This is a genomic window from Thermoactinomyces sp. CICC 10735 (assembly GCF_016055175.1).
Taxonomy (GTDB): domain Bacteria; phylum Bacillota; class Bacilli; order Thermoactinomycetales; family Thermoactinomycetaceae; genus Thermoactinomyces; species Thermoactinomyces vulgaris.
In genome coordinates this window covers 484,790-500,720 of record NZ_JAECVT010000002.1, presented here as the reverse complement: position 1 = coordinate 500,720, position 15,931 = coordinate 484,790, and the positions used below count along the sequence as shown (strand labels likewise).

20 protein-coding genes and 2 pseudogenes are annotated in these 15,931 nt (G+C 48.6%); 19 read left to right on the top strand and 3 right to left on the bottom strand.

Annotation, left to right across the window (positions count from 1 at the left end; translation table 11 throughout):
• The first annotated feature begins 80 nt into the window (after positions 1-80).
• From I8U23_RS05790 to I8U23_RS05735, 13 genes and pseudogenes are all read left to right on the top strand, one after another.
• Complete coding sequence (locus I8U23_RS05790) at positions 81-389, top strand: hypothetical protein (protein ID WP_037995637.1); 309 nt, start codon at positions 81-83, stop codon at positions 387-389.
• Positions 390-607: 218 nt separating this feature from the next.
• Positions 608-1,339 (top strand): hypothetical protein, encoded by a 732-nt coding sequence (locus I8U23_RS05785; RefSeq protein WP_198050820.1) that lies wholly within the window; start codon positions 608-610, stop codon positions 1,337-1,339.
• Positions 1,340-1,388: 49 nt separating this feature from the next.
• The gene (locus tag I8U23_RS05780; RefSeq protein ID WP_049720463.1) at positions 1,389-1,985 is read left to right on the top strand and encodes a histidine phosphatase family protein; all 597 of its coding nucleotides are present in this window, start codon (positions 1,389-1,391) and stop codon (positions 1,983-1,985) included.
• Positions 1,986-2,014: 29 nt separating this feature from the next.
• Positions 2,015-2,383: a PAS domain-containing protein gene (locus tag I8U23_RS05775; RefSeq protein ID WP_049720462.1), complete on the top strand. Its 369-nt coding sequence runs from the start codon at positions 2,015-2,017 to the stop codon at positions 2,381-2,383.
• Positions 2,305-3,186, top strand: a pseudogene (locus I8U23_RS13400) (sigma-54 interaction domain-containing protein); the annotation flags it as partial. The gene I8U23_RS05775 and the pseudogene I8U23_RS13400, both read left to right, overlap by 79 nt.
• A 163-nt stretch (positions 3,187-3,349) precedes the next feature.
• Positions 3,350-3,787, top strand: a pseudogene (locus I8U23_RS05770) (GntP family permease); the annotation flags it as partial.
• A gap of 26 nt (positions 3,788-3,813) precedes the next feature.
• Positions 3,814-4,581 (top strand): 3-hydroxybutyrate dehydrogenase, encoded by a 768-nt coding sequence (locus I8U23_RS05765; RefSeq protein WP_037995633.1) that lies wholly within the window; start codon positions 3,814-3,816, stop codon positions 4,579-4,581.
• 100 nt (positions 4,582-4,681) lie between these two features.
• Positions 4,682-5,158, top strand: coding sequence for a PaaI family thioesterase (locus tag I8U23_RS05760; protein WP_049720458.1), 477 nt, complete (start codon positions 4,682-4,684; stop codon positions 5,156-5,158).
• A 12-nt stretch (positions 5,159-5,170) separates the two neighbouring features.
• A complete protein-coding gene (locus I8U23_RS05755; RefSeq protein ID WP_049720457.1) occupies positions 5,171-5,596 on the top strand; it encodes an NUDIX hydrolase in 426 nt (141 codons plus the stop codon).
• A 73-nt stretch (positions 5,597-5,669) separates the two neighbouring features.
• The gene (locus tag I8U23_RS05750; RefSeq protein ID WP_198050819.1) at positions 5,670-6,194 is read left to right on the top strand and encodes a hypothetical protein; all 525 of its coding nucleotides are present in this window, start codon (positions 5,670-5,672) and stop codon (positions 6,192-6,194) included.
• Between the two features lie 187 nt (positions 6,195-6,381).
• Complete coding sequence (locus I8U23_RS05745; RefSeq protein ID WP_370526913.1) at positions 6,382-7,167, top strand: ABC transporter substrate-binding protein; 786 nt, start codon at positions 6,382-6,384, stop codon at positions 7,165-7,167.
• Positions 7,168-7,206: 39 nt separating this feature from the next.
• Positions 7,207-7,866, top strand: a complete 660-nt coding sequence (locus tag I8U23_RS05740) for an amino acid ABC transporter permease (RefSeq protein ID WP_370526912.1) — start codon at positions 7,207-7,209, stop codon at positions 7,864-7,866.
• On the top strand, positions 7,863-8,588 hold the full coding sequence (locus I8U23_RS05735) for an amino acid ABC transporter ATP-binding protein (RefSeq protein ID WP_049720454.1): 726 nt from the start codon (positions 7,863-7,865) through the stop codon (positions 8,586-8,588). Before I8U23_RS05740 ends, I8U23_RS05735 begins: the two co-directional genes overlap by 4 nt.
• 47 nt (positions 8,589-8,635) lie before the next feature.
• On the opposite strand, the gene I8U23_RS05730 is transcribed toward I8U23_RS05735, so the two are convergent.
• Positions 8,636-9,139, bottom strand: a complete 504-nt coding sequence (locus tag I8U23_RS05730) for a GAF domain-containing protein (RefSeq protein WP_037995621.1) — start codon at positions 9,137-9,139, stop codon at positions 8,636-8,638.
• 195 nt (positions 9,140-9,334) lie between these two features.
• On the opposite strand from I8U23_RS05730, the gene I8U23_RS05725 reads away from it, so the two are divergent.
• From I8U23_RS05725 to I8U23_RS05710, 4 genes are all read left to right on the top strand, one after another.
• Positions 9,335-10,450: an aminopeptidase gene (locus I8U23_RS05725; protein WP_037995618.1), complete on the top strand. Its 1,116-nt coding sequence runs from the start codon at positions 9,335-9,337 to the stop codon at positions 10,448-10,450.
• Positions 10,451-10,480: 30 nt separating this feature from the next.
• Complete coding sequence (locus I8U23_RS05720) at positions 10,481-10,963, top strand: PTS sugar transporter subunit IIA (RefSeq protein ID WP_037995616.1); 483 nt, start codon at positions 10,481-10,483, stop codon at positions 10,961-10,963.
• 95 nt (positions 10,964-11,058) lie between these two features.
• Positions 11,059-12,102 carry a M42 family metallopeptidase gene (locus I8U23_RS05715; protein WP_037995613.1) on the top strand — a complete coding sequence of 348 codons (1,044 nt, stop codon included), beginning with the start codon at positions 11,059-11,061 and terminating at the stop codon, positions 12,100-12,102.
• Positions 12,103-12,192: 90 nt separating this feature from the next.
• The gene (locus I8U23_RS05710) at positions 12,193-12,672 is read left to right on the top strand and encodes a PaaI family thioesterase (protein WP_037995611.1); all 480 of its coding nucleotides are present in this window, start codon (positions 12,193-12,195) and stop codon (positions 12,670-12,672) included.
• A 154-nt stretch (positions 12,673-12,826) separates the two neighbouring features.
• Here I8U23_RS05710 and I8U23_RS05705 read toward each other — a convergent pair whose 3' ends face one another.
• Entirely contained in the window at positions 12,827-13,195 is a 369-nt protein-coding gene (locus I8U23_RS05705) for a hypothetical protein (protein WP_037995608.1), read from the bottom strand.
• Positions 13,196-13,324: 129 nt separating this feature from the next.
• Between I8U23_RS05705 and glsA the strand changes: the two genes are divergently transcribed.
• Positions 13,325-14,236 carry a glutaminase A gene (gene glsA, locus I8U23_RS05700; RefSeq protein WP_037995606.1) on the top strand — a complete coding sequence of 304 codons (912 nt, stop codon included), beginning with the start codon at positions 13,325-13,327 and terminating at the stop codon, positions 14,234-14,236.
• Between the two features lie 119 nt (positions 14,237-14,355).
• On the top strand, positions 14,356-14,655 hold the full coding sequence (locus I8U23_RS05695; RefSeq protein WP_232335082.1) for an Fpa/YlaN family protein: 300 nt from the start codon (positions 14,356-14,358) through the stop codon (positions 14,653-14,655).
• A gap of 46 nt (positions 14,656-14,701) precedes the next feature.
• On the opposite strand, the gene cax is transcribed toward I8U23_RS05695, so the two are convergent.
• Positions 14,702-15,766, bottom strand: a complete 1,065-nt coding sequence (gene cax, locus I8U23_RS05690; RefSeq protein WP_049720452.1) for a calcium/proton exchanger — start codon at positions 15,764-15,766, stop codon at positions 14,702-14,704.
• Positions 15,767-15,931 lie beyond the last annotated feature (165 nt).

The following is a 15,931-nucleotide window of genomic DNA, read 5'->3' as shown; positions in this document are numbered from 1 at the left end:
CCGGGTGGGTGTATACATAAACGAAGCGGTTTGGATTGGAATAGATAGAAAATAGATCTTCAATGAAGGGAGAAGGATGGATGTATCATTATCCGTATGGATGGATGGGAAATGAAGGATATATTGAGCAGAGAAGGCCTGAACCCCCGGGAAGGCCGGGGAGCCCCGGTCAGCAGCAACCCCCGCAACAACGTCCCTTCGTCGCTCCTCAAACGTTGCGCCAATATGTCGGTCAGGTGATCCGTGTGGTGGTTCGTGATGTATTCCGTTATCCCACCTACGTTTATGTCGCCGATGTGAACCGTTGGGGAGATGCCACCTTGGTTGCTTGTGTTCAAGGGGTCCCCCGGCCGATTGTTGTTTCCTCCAGACAAGTCAGCATCGTGTAACAGGAAAGATCCGTTTTTCCGGGCTTGTGAAGGTGTCGTCCTTCCGGCCCGGATTTTGTTGATATAAATAAAAACATTTAATATGCTAAGATTAAAGCCGGTACCGTGCAAGTTGGGGCGACACTTGGTTGGCATGGATCCGGAGGTCTGTCCGTTTGATTTTGCTATACAATGGGAACAAGGATGGATGATTTTTCGGACTGGTTCGGGGTGTTGATGTGTCAAAAAGATATTTTCTGCTCTTGATGGTTTTCATGGCTTTTGCCTGTGTGGCTTGCCAGGGGTTTCTCTTCGGCATTCAACAAGACCCCACGGATCACTGGGGTTTTTATGAAAAATTGTATCAAGAGGTTCCAAAAATCAAAGATTTGCTTTTGGATGCGGGTGTGCAAACTTACTTGCAAAATCAACCCTATATTTACGGCGGAAGTGATGATGGCCGGTATTTGTCCGTTTTAACTTACATAAAGGAAAAACAAGTGTTTCGGATGGATTTTTACCAATTGGACAGCGGCCGGTGTGTCCAAACCCTTTATTTGCCGGAAAAAAGCAAGCTGGAAACCAAAATGCATTCCAAAGACGGCGATGAGATGGTGGAATATCTGGAAATTGTACAAGAAACGATCGACAAAGGATACCGGATCAACAAGCCGGTGAAACCAGTTTTGTTAGTGACCGGCAACCGGTATATCCTGCAGAAAGAAGCCGGATGGTATGCACGGGCGTATAAGCAGGAAGGCGATTTGTATTTGACGGTTGAAAATGAAAAGGACCAGCGTTGGACGGTTTTCCGGAAAGATTTAAAAGGAATCAAAGAAAATGAAATTTATCCTTATTTGGTGCCTTTGGATGAGAATCATTCCGACTGGGCTTTTGCGGTTGTGCTGATAGGGGACCGGGCGGAAGAAAACATGATCCGCCGTTTTGATGCCGGCACTTTCCGGCCCTGAACCCCGCACAACCCGCGGATTTGGCACCGACTGGACGGGAGGAAGAGGGATGGAGACCAAAATTCTTTTGATTCGTCATGGGGAAACCTTGTGGAACCGGGAATTTCGCAAGCAAGGGCAACGGGATGTCCCGTTGAGTGATTTGGGCAGGGAGCAGGCTGCCAAGCTGGCCGGCTATCTGAAGGATGAAACGTTCAGTGCCATTTATGCCAGCGACCTGTCCCGCGCCAAAGAGACGGCACAACTGGTGGCCAAACCGCACCGGTTGCCGGTCACGGTCTTTCCGGAATTCAGGGAAAGAAATTTTGGTGAGTGGGAAGGGTTGATGGATGAGGAAGTGAAACGGAAATATCCCGACTGGAAAGAAGTGACTTTAAACGGGGGAAAATACGGTGTGGAAACCGTGAAAGCCATGCAAAAACGATTTTCTGAAAAATGCGAGGAATTGGCCAGGGAACATTTTGGAGGGCAAATTGCGATTGTGGCCCATGGTTTGTGCATCCATATGTTTTTGCATGCGGTGACTGGCGGGGAGTACGGCCCGCAAAGAGAAAAATTGAAAAATACCAGCATGACCCGGCTGATTTATCACCAAAACGGCCGGTGGACGGTGGAAAGTTATAATGAAGTGCCGCATCTTCAATGAGATTATCCGCTAATGGAGGTTGTCCGGCTGTGGAAGCAGAATGCAACGATTTTCAAGAGCTCAGAAAGGAGCTTTTCCGGTTGCGGGAAAGGCAGCAGCTGATTGAAGAGGCTTTTGAGAGCGCCTATGAGGGGATTGTTCTTGTGGATCCCGACGGGAAAATTGTCATGCTGAACGACACGTATGCCAGATTTTTGCAGGTGGATGCCCGGGAAGTTATCGGGCGGCATGTGACCGAAGTGATTGAAAACACACGGATGCACATTGTCGTCCGCACCGGCCGGAGCTGGCGCAAGTCCAACGGATCCGCGGCGGAGACATGTTGGTTCATCGCATTCCCATCCGTAAAAACAACCGGGTGGTTTCCGCAGTTGGCAAAGTTTTGTTTCAAGATGTGAACAAACTGCACGCCTTGTCCCGCCGGGTCATGCAGTTGAGCAAAGAATTGGACTATTACAGGGGAGAATTTTTTAAAAAATTGGGAATCCGATACCGTTTTGATGACATTGCGGGAAAAAGCGAAGCCATGCTCCGGGTGAAGGAAATGGCGCGGAAAGTGGCTTGGAGTGATTCCACGGTTTTCATCGGGGGCGAAAGCGGAACCGGAAAAGAAATGTTTGCCCATGCCATCCATTTTGAAAGCCCGAGACGGGGAAAGCCGTTTATTAAAGTCAATTGTGCCGCCAATCCGGAAAGCCTGGTGGAATCGATTTTGTTCGGGTATGAAGAGGGGGCGTTTACCGGAGCTTTCCCGGGAGGCAGAAAGGGAAAGTTTCTCCTCGCGGAGGGTGGCACGATTTTTTTGGATGAGATCGGGGAACTTCCTCTCACCATGCAGGCAAAACTGTTGCGTGTGTTGCAGGAAAAAGAAGTGGAGCCGGTGGGATCGGCTCATCCGGTTCCGGTCAATGTCCGGGTGTTGGCAGCCAGCAACCGGGATTTGGAAGAGATGGTCAGGGAAAAGCGGTTCCGGTTGGATTTATTTTACAGGCTTCATGTGATTTCCTTACAGATTCCCCCGTTGCGCAAGCGGAAAGAAGACATCCCGGACCTGGCACAGATCCTGCTCAGGGAATTATCGGCGGATCTGGGGATTTACGCAAGCCGGATCACGCCGGGAGCCATGGGATGCCTGTTGAATTATGACTGGCCCGGAAACATCCGGGAATTGCGAAATGTCTTGGAGCGGTCGATGCATCTGATGGATGGGGACACATTGGATGTGAAACATTTGCCGTATCACCTGCAGAAAAACCAAGGATGCCATGACGGGAAATTTTCCTTGAAGTCCGCCGTGGCCCGGGCGGAAAAAGAAGCGATCCGGCAAGCATTGAAAGCTGCGAACGGAAACCGGAATTTGGCCATTGGCGATCATGAATACAGCCTCGGAAGTGGGGTTTGGAAATGTGATTGCCGGCTTGCCGGGGTTTCAGTCGATTACCCGTGCCCTGTTGTCGATGGACGTGAATCCCCTTTTTTCCGAGGCATTGTCCATCAACATTCTGGCCGGCATCACCGGGTCCGCATCCGGCGGGATGAGCATTGCCCTTGACATCATGGGGCAAAAGTATCTGGAGCTGGCCGCAAGCATCGGGACGGATCCCGAAGTGTTGCACCGGATCGCTTCCATGTCGGCCGGCGGCATGGACACATTGCCCCATAACGGGGCGGTCATCACCCTTCTGGCGATCTGCGGATTGACGCATCGGGAAGCGTATCCGGACATTTTTGCGATCACGGTGATCAAGACGTTGGTTGTTCCGCTTATGATCTTGTTGACCATCGCGACGGGAATTTATTAAAAATTTTTTCAAGAGGAGGATACCGGATGGCGGAAAGAACGGTGATTGTGACAGGCGCTGCCGGAACGATCGGGCGGGCCATTGCCCGGGCGTTTGCCGGAGAAGGAGACTTTGTGGCGGTCTGGGATGTAAAGAAAGAAGCGGCTGAATCGGTGGCGGAAGACATCCAAAATGAAACGGCCGGATCGGCCAAAGGCTATGCGGTGGATGTGACCAGCGAAGAGCAAATCAAGCAAAACACCAAGTTGCTTGTGGATGAACGGGGCAGCATCGATGTGATTGTCAATAATGCCGGATTGCAACATATTGATCCGGTGGAGCATTTCCCGCTCGAAAAGTGGAATCATTTGTTGGATGTGATGTTGACCGGTCCGTTTTTGTTGATCAAACATGTGTTGCCGGTGATGAAAAAACAGAAGTACGGGCGGATCATCAATATTTCGTCCGTGCACGGAAAGACCGCTTCCCCCTTTAAAGCGGCCTATATTTCAGCCAAACACGGATTGGTGGGGCTGACCAAAACGGTTGCTTTGGAAACCGCCGATTACGGCATTACCGCCAATGCGATCATGCCCGGCGCCGTGGATACCCCGCTGGTGCAAAATCAACTGGAGAAATTGGCCTCGGAAGAAGGGATCACAAAACAGGAGGCTTTGATGAAACATTTGTTGAACAAACAAGCCGTCAAACGGTTTATCCGCCCGGAAGAAGTGGCTGCTTGTGCGGTTTATCTTGCTTCGGATCCGGCCGGGGCGGTGACCGGAGAGACCATTTCCGTATCGGGCGGATGGTGACAAAATTTCCCCGTCTTAAAAAGGCGGGGATTCTTGCGTCCTGCGGGTGGTTTCGTTAAGATAATAGAAGAAAAATCAAGATATGAACCGAGGAGCAACGATGACGTTAGAAACTTTATACCAAGAACTGCAGGATTTAAATCCCGGTGAAATTGAAACCATACATAAACTGGTTCAAGCTTTGAAACGCACAAGGGTCAGCCCGCTGGCATATATTGAGGAAGTCATGAACTTTCAAGCGACGGGCTACGATGAACAGAAAAATGCGTACATTCACCGCATGTGCATCACAGATGAATTGAAAAACCGCTACAAAATCTTGCATGGCGGCATCACCGCCACTTTTATCGACACGGCCATGGGATCCACCATTTTTCAAATGGAAGGGAAAGATGCCCGGGTCGTGACCCTGGACTTGAATGTTCATTTTTTGGCACCAGGCCAGGAAGGCTGGCTGACTTCCGAAACGCAAGTGATCAAAAAGGGAAAAACGACCATTATTTTGGAAACCAAAGTGTTCGATGAGCGGGAAAAGATGATTGCCACAGCTTCCTCAACCTTTTTCCGTTTGAAGTAGGCGGGGATTTTTATGACAAAACCTTACAAAATCGTGGCAAAAGCGATTATTTTTCATGAAGGCCATGTGCTAATTTTGCGCAAGTCGCTGGAAGAACGCCTGGCCAAAGACACTCACGGTTGGGACTTTCCGGGAGGCGGTTTGGAACCGTGCGAACCGATCATGGATGCGTTGGCCCGGGAAGTGAAGGAAGAAACCGGTTTGGAAGTGAAAGTGGTGGCACCGGCATATATATACGATGAGATCCAGGAAGAAAAGCATTTGATCATTGTTAAATTTGCCTGTGACCAACCCACGGGAGATCTGACTTTAAGTGCAGAGCATGACCTTTACCGTTGGGTTTATCTGGACGAACTGGACGAGGGAGAATATCCGGAATGGATGAAAGAAGAGATCCGCCGGGCTTATCGGATTTACACCGATTTTCGCGGTCTTTGAATCTTGGAACAAGAACAGAGAAGTCCTCTGGTTGTGAAACCGGGGGATTTTTTTGGGATGGGAGGAAACGGACATGCTTCGTGTCAATCTTCGTTTGGCCATGTTTTTTGTGTTCTGTGGCGTTTGTGGCGTGTTGTTGGCAGGATGCGCGGATCAGCCGGAAATGGGAACGGGCACGGTGGTTGGAAACGAAAAGAAAGTGATGATGCTGGAAGAAACCCATCTGCTCGAACTCCGGGAAGATGAACAAAAGATTTATGATCAGTATAAGAGCAAACCGGTGGAAGATTTGAAACAGATCGATCCCATTGTTGCGGCCAAGCTGTATCTCCACGCCGTTTTGAACCATGATGAAGAGATGGAGGAATTGTTGTCTGTCAATAAAAAGCCCGGGGACCACCAGAAACTGATCCAAAAGGTGAACAGTATGAAACGGGTGTTGACCGGAGTGACAAAAGTGAAGTTTGTCCAACTTGATGACCATACGGGTTACGTCGAGTATCCGCTGATGGGCGAAGATGCCAGCCGGTTTCAAATGGTGAAAAATGAACAGGAAATATGGAAAGTGGATACAAGCAGTTTGATTGAATCCTCTTGATTTGTTCCCGGAATCTTGCAGCCACCCTGCGTTACGGGTGGTTTTTTTATTGATCTTTATGAAATCTAACATTATAAATATAAAGTTTTATGGTTTAAAAATGCAATAGAACGGGAAATACATAACGCATATCGGGAATAAGGTTTGGATTTTTTATCTGTTGTATTGAAAAAAGGAGGTTTTTGTGATCCGTTTCCGTTGGTTTTCTTTTTTGGGCATGGTTTTTTGTTTTCTGTTTTTCACTGCTTGTGTGCCGGACCGCCCCGAAGGCCGGTTTACTTTGGAAGAAGGAACGTTTACCTTTGCGATGAGCGGTCTGTATAAACCGTTCAACTATCATGACACCCGACAGGGAGGAGAATTGACCGGATTTGATGTGGAGATCGGGAAGGCATTGGCCAAAGAAATGGGATTGAAACCCAATCCGGTTGCCACGCCTTGGGAAACCATCATTGCCGGTTTGCAAATGAGAAAATATGATGCCATCATCGGCAGCATGGGGATTACCGAGAAGCGAAAACAAGCTGTTGATTTTACGATCCCTTATTACCGTTCGGGTGCGCAAATATTTGTGTCCGCTGAGAACACGTCCATTCGTTCGGCGGATGATTTGAAAGGAAAAATCATCGGGGTGATGAAGGCGTCCACTTTTAAAGAGGTGGCATCCGGCTACAGTTCCGATCTCGTGGAATACACCAACGACATCACCGCTTTGCAGGATTTGCCGACCGGGCGTCTGGATGCCGTCATTACCGATCAGGCCGTCGGGTTGTATGCGATGAACCGGATGAATTTCCCGATCAAAGATGTCGGTGAGCCGCTGACACAAGACGAGATGGCCATTGCCGTGCATAAAGGGGATAAAGAATTGCAGCAAAAGTTAAATCAGGCTCTTGAAAAGATCATCCGGGACGGGACGTATGACCGGATCAGTCACAAGTATTTTAATCGGAATCTTCTGGAAAATGAATGAAATAGATGTGAAGGGGTGACTTTCAACAGAAACATGGAGATCATGGAAATTTTCCAAGTGACGTTTGCTGGCTTTACCAAAGCCGCTTGGCAAACCGTTCAGTTAACGTTTTGGTCCTTGCTTTTGGGAACGGCGATTGGCTTGGTGTTTGCATTTTTCAAAATTTCCCGCAATGCCGTTTTAAATGGAATTGCAACGGTTTATATCACGGTGATTCGCGGGACGCCGCTGATTGTGCAGATTTTTGCCATTTACTTCGGCTTGGCGCAACTGGTGGTGTTGGATTCGTTCACGGCCGGGGTGTATGCGCTGGCCATCCATGCCGGAGCCTATATTGCGGAAATTTTCCGCGGCGCGATTCAATCCATCGACAAAGGACAGATGGAAGCGGCCCGTTCCCTTGGCATGACTTATCCGATGGCCATGCGCCGGATTATTTTGCCGCAGGCTTTTCGCCGTTCCATTCCTTCCTTGGGGAACCAGTTTATCATCGGGTTGAAAGATTCTTCCCTGGTGGCTTATATCGGCGGAACCGAGTTGTGGGCCACGGCTTTGGGAGCGGCGGCGGATAATTTTAAGCAGTTTGAGACTTATTTGATTAACGGGTTTTATTATTTGGCATTGGTTTTGATTTTTACATTTCTGCTGCAGTGGGTGGAGAAGCATTTGGATGTGGAACAAAGGGGTGTCCGTGCTTGATTCAGGTGAAAAAGTTGAACAAGTCGTTCGGAGGAGTGCAGGTGTTGAAGGATGTCAATTTTAAAGTGGAAGAAAGCGAGGTGGTTGTTTTCATCGGGGCCAGTGGTTCGGGAAAGAGCACATTGCTCCGTTGCCTGAATTTTTTGGAGAAACCGGACGGAGGCGAAATTTGGTTCAAGGGAAAAAAAGTGGAGCCGAAAAAAAAGAATCTGAACCGGATTCGCCAGGAAGTCGGAATGGTTTTTCAGCATTTTCACCTTTTCCCGCATCGGACAGTTCTTCAAAATCTGATGGAGGCCCCGGTTCATGTGAAAAAAGTTTCCAAAGAAGAGGCCGAGCGTTTGGGACTGAAAATGTTGGACAAAGTCGGGTTGCGCGAAAAAGCCCATGTCTATCCTTACGCTTTATCCGGCGGACAAAAACAGCGGGTGGCGAATGCGCGGGCCTTGGCGATGCAGCCGAAAGTCATGCTGTTTGACGAACCGACTTCCGCCCTGGATCCCGAATTGGTGGGGGAAGTGTTGACCGTGATGAAAGAACTGGCTCAAGACGGGATGACGATGGTGATTGTCACCCATGAAATGGGATTTGCCCGTGAAGTGGCCGATCAGGTGATGTTCTTGGATCAAGGGGTGATTGTGGAATCGGGACCGCCGGAACAAATTTTTGAATCCCCGAAAGAAGAAAGGACCCGGCAGTTTTTAAGCCAGGTTTACAATTGAACGGGAAAGGTTTGAAAACCCCGGGTTGGAGACAACACCGGGGTTTTTCAGTTTGCAAGGAGCGGACTCCAGTCCGTTTTTTGGATTATGATTTCGGCGTACTTTTCCAGCTGGGCCAGATCTTCCTCATCAAAACGGGCTTCCTTCGGGCTGTCAATATCCAAGACGCCGATGATTTTTCCGTTTACCGACAAAGGGATGACGATTTCGGAACGGCTGTCGGCGTCACAAGCGATATGTCCGGCAAACTCCAGGACGTTTTTCACCAGTTGCGGCCGCTCCTCTTTGACAGCGGTTCCGCATACGCCTTTTCCGACGGGGATCCGGACACAAGCCGGTTTGCCCATGAAAGGACCCAAGACCAATTCGCCGTCTTTCATCAGGTAAAAGCCGGCCCAGTTAATGTCAGACAAGGAATGAAATAAATGTGAGGCGGCATTGGATAAATTCGGAAGCCAGAAGGTTTCTCCTTCCAACAGGGCGGACAGTTGTTGTTGCATGGATTCATAACGCGTGGTTTTGTCTCCTTTCACTTCTTCAAAAGCAAACATTGAATGCCCTCCATTTCTCCGGTCGTGATCGGTGAGACCGGGTGATTTCATGTTTTCGCAGGTATGGTTCCCATTGTACACCGGACCGGCGGGGATGAAAAGATTGTACGCTTTGGGCAAAGAAGTGTTAGAATATAAAAATGACAAGAAACAGATGCAACACAATCGACATTGAACCATAAAGGGGATGAAGAAATGCGTGATTCACGTGTTTTGAAATTGGCCGAAATTTTGGTGAACCATTCTTGCAAAGTCCAACCGGGGGAAAAAGTCCTGATTGATGTATTCGGCAATGAACGGGAACTGGCCCGTGCATTGATTGAGGAGGTTTATAAAGCGGGCGGGCATCCGTACGTGCAGCTCAACGACCAGATGATCACCCGTGCGCTTTTAATGGGAACTTCTGAAGAACATATGGAAACGTTAACATACCATGCGCTCGAACAGATGAAATCCATGGATTGTTACATTGGGATCCGGGGCAATGACAATGTGAGTGAGCTGAGTGATGTTCCCGAAGAAAAAATGAGATTGTACATGAGCCTGTTTAATCACCGGGTACATAGCGAGCAACGGGTGAAACACACGAAATGGGTGGTTCTCCGTTATCCCAACGCGTCCATGGCACAGCTGGCCAACATGAGTACGGAGGCTTTTGAGGATTACTATTTCCGTGTATGCAATGTGGATTATGAACAAATGTCCAAAGCCATGGATCCGCTGGTGAAACGAATGGAGCAGACGGACGAAGTGCGGATTGTGGGCCCGGGAACAGACCTCACCTTCTCCATCAAAGGAATTCCGGTGGTCAAATGTGCAGGGGAAATGAATATTCCCGACGGGGAAGTGTTCACCGCTCCGGTCCGCGATTCGATCAATGGCGTGATTACGTTCAACACCCCGTCGGTATATCAGGGAGTCACCTTTGAAAACATTTCCTTTGAGCTCAAAGACGGTAAAATTGTGAAAGCGACCGCCAATGACACCGAGCGGTTAAACCAAATTTTGGACACCGATGAAGGAGCCCGCTATGCCGGGGAATGGAGTTTGGGTTTGAATCCGCATATCCATCATCCGATGAAGGACACCTTGTTTGACGAAAAAATCAACGGAAGTTTCCATTTTACTCCGGGACGGGCTTACGATGAAGCGGATAACGGCAACCGCTCGGCCATTCACTGGGATCTTGTTTTGATTCAACGGCCGGAATACGGCGGCGGAGAAATTTATTTTGACGGCGAACTGATTCGCAAAGACGGGCTCTTTGTAGTGGACGATTTGATTCCGCTCAATCCGGAAAATCTAAAATAAACAAAATGGATCAAAGAGAGGGGCAAAAAAATGTTCTTTTGGAAGAAAAAAAAGAAAAGCATTGAAGTTTATTCCCCGATGAACGGACGGTTTGTATCATTGGATGAAGTGCCGGACCAAGTTTTTTCCCAAGGAATGATGGGAGAAGGATTTGCGGTGGATCCGGTTGGCGGGGAAGTGGTTTCCCCGGTCGATGGCAAAGTAATTCATGTTTTCCCGACAAAGCATGCCATCGGTTTAAAAACAGCGGATGGCCTGGAAATTCTGGTCCACATCGGCATTGACACAGTGGAGTTGAACGGTGAAGGATTTGAAACCTTTGTCAGCGAAGGCGATTCGGTCAAAGTTGGGCAAAAATTGTTAAAGGTGGATGTGGATTTCTTGAAGGGGAAAGGAAAATCGCCGGTTTCGCCGGTGGTTTTTCCTCAGTCAGCCGAATGGAAGATTGAATTTAAAGAGCAAGAAGATTTAAAAGCAGGAGAAACCCATGTTGCAAGCGTAGAAAAAAAATAAAGAGAATCAGCGGCCAAGAGGAAGAGGCTTCCTTCTCATTTAGTCAGATGGAAGGGGAAGCCTCTTTTTTCTAAAAGCTCAAGGGGGAATGAATCATGAATTTTCCGGAAGAACAAGTTTTAACCACCCTGGTGGAATTGATGCAAATTCAAAGTCCTTCCGGCCATACCGACCATGCGATTGAATATGTCACCCGCCGGTTGACCAAGGCGGGAATGCAGCCGGTGTTCACCAACAAAGGAGGGGTGCTTGTCACCATCAAGGGAGAAAACGACACCCAACACCGGTTTGTGACAGCCCATGTGGACACGTTGGGTGCCATGGTGAAAGAGATCAAGGAAGACGGGCGCTTAAAATTGAGCAAAATCGGCGGGTTTGGTTGGTTTTCCGTGGACGGGGCCTATTGCTTTGTGGAGACGAGAAAAGGAGAGGTGTTTACCGGAACCATCCTCGCTTCCCATACGTCGGTTCATGTTTATCATGATGCCGAAAAACAAGAACGCTCCGATGAGAACATGGAAGTCCGGCTGGATGTGCGGGCCGGCTCCCGGGAAGAGATTGAGGCGCTTGGCATCCGGGTGGGGGACTTTGTTTCATTTGACCCGTCCGTTGTCCAAACGGATACCGGTTTTGTCAAAGCCCGCCATCTGGATGACAAAGCCAGTGTGGCCGTCATGCTGGAGCTTTTAAAACATTTGAAAGAATCCGGGGCGAAACTGCCTTATACCACCCATTTTTATTTCAGCAACTTCGAAGAAGTGGGCTTTGGGGCGAATGCCGGGATCCCGGTTCCTGTTTGCGAATACGTGTCGGTTGACATGGGGGCGACCGGGGAAGGGCAGGCATCGGATGAATTTAGCGTGTCCATTTGTGCCAAAGACGGTTCGGGCCCTTATCATTACGGGTTGACCAATCATTTGATCCGGCTGGCCGAGGAGCATCACATTGCTTATCAAGTGGACATTTATCCGCATTATGCTTCTGATGCCAGTGCCGCCGTCCGGGCAGGGTATGATGTGAAGCATGCCTTGATCGGCCCGGGGGTGGATGCTTCTCATGCTTATGAACGGACGCATCGGGATGCTTTGGAAAACACGTATCTGCTTTTGTATCATTATTTGCTTTCAAACATGGCGTGAACCGGGTTTGTGAGCCGTGGCCGTGCGGTTTTCTCAGGACAGCTTGTTTTTGAAACGGGATCATATTTGCAAGTAAAGGAGAGAGAAAAGGTGGATCTCAGGAAGGAACTGGACAGGATTCTCCGGGACGGCAACGATGAGGAAAGGGAAATTTTATCTTTGGCTGTACAGGCCATCCGGCAAAAAAGGGATCGTGACAGTGCCTATTTGTCCGGTTTTATGGGGTTGAAGGGTGAATTCATCGGTGAGGATGAGTATCAGTTTTCCGTTCCGATCACTCCGTTCATGTTGAATAAAGCCGGCATTGTCCATGGAGGCATCACGGCTACACTGGCCGATTCAACGATGGGATCATTGATCAACCGGCGGCTGTCGGACAAATACCAGGGAGCCGTGACGGCCGAAATGAAAATCAATTATTTGTCGCCGGGAACGGGCGAACGGATCATTTCCAGAGCCAAATTGCTGAAGATGGGAAGCCATTTGGCAACCGCCACTTGTGAGATCAAGAATGAGAAAAATCAATTGATCGCGCATGCATCGGGAACCTTTTTCATGATTCGAAAATAAGAAGAAACTTTTTGGCGGTACGGAAGAGGGATGGACGACGGCGGATGTTTAAAAGAGCCATACCGCCATTTCCGGTGATGTGATAAAACAGAAGAACGAGGGGGCCGAAAAAAGGCCTCCTCGTTCGTTTTCCTGAGGGAATTGAGCGGGCGGGTCATTCCACCACTTCGAGATGCGTCAGATAATCGACCGGCTGATCCTTGTTGCTGCCGTCTGCCAAATACAGAAGCGCCGGACCTCCTTCCCGGATTGGTTTGTTGTCTTTGGCAAAGCACAAATAAGCTTTTTTCGCTTCTTCCATGGAAATGACAACATCTTCGCCCTGACGGCGGCGACAAATCAACTTGGTGGCTTTTTCGGAAGGCTCGGCATTGGCCAGAAACGGGGCCAATTCGACAGCCAGCCCGCTCACTCCGTCCAGACGCTCCTCAAGAGGGAAACGGCGCTCATCAAAAATCCAAATGGTTGGATCCAGATGAATGGTATATTTTACATCTCCGGTTACTTGAATGACGGAATTCATCATGATCACCCAAACGAATTGAATTTTATAACGTTTTCATTATATCGAAGATGGAGCGGAGAATAAAATAACAAATGCTGAATCGGACATGATAATTCATAAAAGAACTTCGGAAAGAAGGAAGCCGATATGCAAAAATTACTGGAGCGTTTGATTGAAAAACATCTGCCCACAACCCGGTATGGCAAGTGTGCCGAATATATTCCCGTATTGGCCGGGCAGGATCCGTCCCAGCTGGGGATCACCGTTGTCACAAAGGACCAAAAAGTGTATCAGGCCGGACGGTTTCCGAAACGCTTCACGCTGCAAAGCATCTCCAAGGTGATTGCATTGATGCTCGCGGTAATGGATAACGGGGACCGCAAAGTTTTTTCCAAAGTGGGAATGGAGCCCACCGGCGATCCTTTTAATTCCATATATAACATGGAAATGATGAAGTTGAAAAAGCCGTTAAATCCGATGATCAATGCCGGGGCGTTGGTGGTGACCTCCCTGATCAAAGGGAGAACGGCACGGGAAAAGACGGGGCGGATCATCCGGCTGATCGAGGAAATGACAGGAAGCAAAGGAATTGAAGTGGATGAAGAAGTTTTTCGTTCCGAATATGAATCGGCGCACAGGAACCGGGCACTGGCCCACTTGTTGAAAGAACTCAACCTGATCGACCGGGTGGAGGAAACATTGGAAGCCTATTTGCTTCAATGCTCGATTCAGGTTACCTGTGAAGACCTGGCCAAAATCGGATTATGCCTGGCCCGGTACGGACAAACCTTTGACAACCGGATGGTGGTTCCGGTCTATGTTTCCCGAATGGCGAAAACCTTTATGGTGACATGCGGCATGTACAATGAGTCCGGGGAATTTGCCATCAAAGTGGGAATACCGGCAAAAAGCGGGGTCTCGGGAGGCATTATGGCTTCCGTGCCGATGGAAATGGGAATCGGAGTGTTCGGTCCGGCCCTGAACGAAAAGGGAAACAGCATCGGGGGGGTTGCGTTATTGGAAGATCTTTCGAGGGAATTGGATTTAAGTATTTTTTAATAACGGGATTCGGTATTTTACAAACGGAGGGGGTCATGATACACTAACTTTAACGCAGGGAATACGGGCCGTTTTAAGCAAACCAATTGCAATGACGGCGGTCGATGGAGGGGTTTGCTTTGACCATACCAACACAGACCGATTTGAGTTACAAGGCTCTGCAATTACTCAGAGAAGATGCAGATAAAATCGCTCAACTTATTTCCGTACAGCTTGACAATCTCACCTTGCCAAAATGTCCTTTATATGAGGAAGTTCTAGATACACAAATGTTTGGTTTATCAAGGGAAATTGATTTTGCCGTCCGGGCAGGATTAATCGAAAAAGAGCAAGGGCAACAAATCATTCATGATCTGGAACGGAAATTAGCTGATTTTTATTCGAAAGTTTTGCCTAAGTCTAATGATAATATGTCATAGATGAATAGACTCCTTTGAAAAAGAGGAGTCTTTTTTCTTTTTGGATTCAGGCGACAAAAAAGACCGCGCCCAAGATGAAATAGACAATCAGCAGCAAAACCCCTTCATACCAGTTGGTCGCCCCGTCCCGGGAAATGGATGCGGTGATCAATGCAGAGACGGCAATGGCCGCAATTTCATGATGGGTGAAGAGGATGTCCATGGGATTTTGAAACAACCGGCTCACAAAGATTAAGACGGGGGCCACAAAGAGACTGATTTGCAGGCTGCTTCCGATGGCAATTTCCACGGCCGCCCCCATCCGGTTTTTCATGGCCAGAAAGATGGCTGCGCTGTGTTCGGCTGCATTTCCGATGATCGCAATCAGAAAAGCGCCGACAAATAATTGGGACCATCCGAGGGTGTGAGCGACGGCTTCGACGCTGTGCACAAGCCATTCACTTTGAATTGCCACAAAAACCGTGGAAATGAAAAGAAGGAGGAGGGAAATTTTCCCGGACCAAACCGGTTCCTCTTTTTCTTCTTCCCGGTCCGGCAGACCATCCACGGCGTCCCCCAATTCATCTTTGTGCGTGACAAGAGAGAAATAAAGCCACAAAAAATAGCCGGCAATCAGGAGAAAAGCAATGACCATGCTGATAATCCCGACCTCCCGCTCCCCGAGAGATTGGATAAAGGCGGCCGGGATAAACAGGGCGATCACGGAAAGCATCATCAGGGATGCATTATGGCCGGCAAGTTCGGAATTAAAGCGCTGGGTTTTATGTTTCATCCCTCCGAAAAGGACACTCAGTCCCAGCACCAACAGCAAGTTTCCGATCACCGAACCGGTGATGCTTGCTTTGACCATGTCGAAGTATCCTTCTTTCACCAGAAAAATAGCGATGATCAATTCAGCCGCATTGCCGAAGGTGGCATTTAACAGTCCCCCCAACCGTTCCCCGGCATAATGGGCCACATTTTCCGTTGCTTTTCCCAACAACGCAGCCCACAGCAAAAGAGAGAAGGAAGCTGCAACAAATTGGATGAATTGGTTGCCCCAAAAGTAATGAGCCCCTGCGCTGAGCAAGGTGGAAAGAATCAATAAAGGATAAAACCATTTGTTATTCAATCCTGCGCACCCCTCATTCCATAAGATGTGAGTTTATGTTGAACAAAAAACGATTTTGTCATACGGAAACGCAAAAAAATGTCAAATCCTATCAAAGTATCTGTAAGACGATTTCGAAAGTTTATGGCAGGAAATCTCTGTAAAAAATCGAAATAATTGAACATA

What these genes read in the sequence shown, in the direction of transcription:
- I8U23_RS05790 (WP_037995637.1), top strand. Translation starts at nt 81, where the DNA reads ATGTATCATTATCCGTATGGATGGATGGGAAATGAAGGATATATTGAG.
- I8U23_RS05780 (WP_049720463.1), top strand. Translation starts at nt 1,389, where the DNA reads ATGGAGACCAAAATTCTTTTGATTCGTCATGGGGAAACCTTGTGGAAC.
- I8U23_RS05765 (WP_037995633.1), top strand. Translation starts at nt 3,814, where the DNA reads ATGGCGGAAAGAACGGTGATTGTGACAGGCGCTGCCGGAACGATCGGG.
- I8U23_RS05760 (WP_049720458.1), top strand. Translation starts at nt 4,682, where the DNA reads ATGACGTTAGAAACTTTATACCAAGAACTGCAGGATTTAAATCCCGGT.
- I8U23_RS05755 (WP_049720457.1), top strand. Translation starts at nt 5,171, where the DNA reads ATGACAAAACCTTACAAAATCGTGGCAAAAGCGATTATTTTTCATGAA.
- I8U23_RS05750 (WP_198050819.1), top strand. Translation starts at nt 5,670, where the DNA reads ATGCTTCGTGTCAATCTTCGTTTGGCCATGTTTTTTGTGTTCTGTGGC.
- I8U23_RS05730 (WP_037995621.1), bottom strand. Translation starts at nt 9,139, where the DNA reads ATGTTTGCTTTTGAAGAAGTGAAAGGAGACAAAACCACGCGTTATGAA.
- I8U23_RS05725 (WP_037995618.1), top strand. Translation starts at nt 9,335, where the DNA reads ATGCGTGATTCACGTGTTTTGAAATTGGCCGAAATTTTGGTGAACCAT.
- I8U23_RS05720 (WP_037995616.1), top strand. Translation starts at nt 10,481, where the DNA reads ATGTTCTTTTGGAAGAAAAAAAAGAAAAGCATTGAAGTTTATTCCCCG.
- I8U23_RS05715 (WP_037995613.1), top strand. Translation starts at nt 11,059, where the DNA reads ATGAATTTTCCGGAAGAACAAGTTTTAACCACCCTGGTGGAATTGATG.
- I8U23_RS05705 (WP_037995608.1), bottom strand. Translation starts at nt 13,195, where the DNA reads ATGAATTCCGTCATTCAAGTAACCGGAGATGTAAAATATACCATTCAT.
- glsA (WP_037995606.1), top strand. Translation starts at nt 13,325, where the DNA reads ATGCAAAAATTACTGGAGCGTTTGATTGAAAAACATCTGCCCACAACC.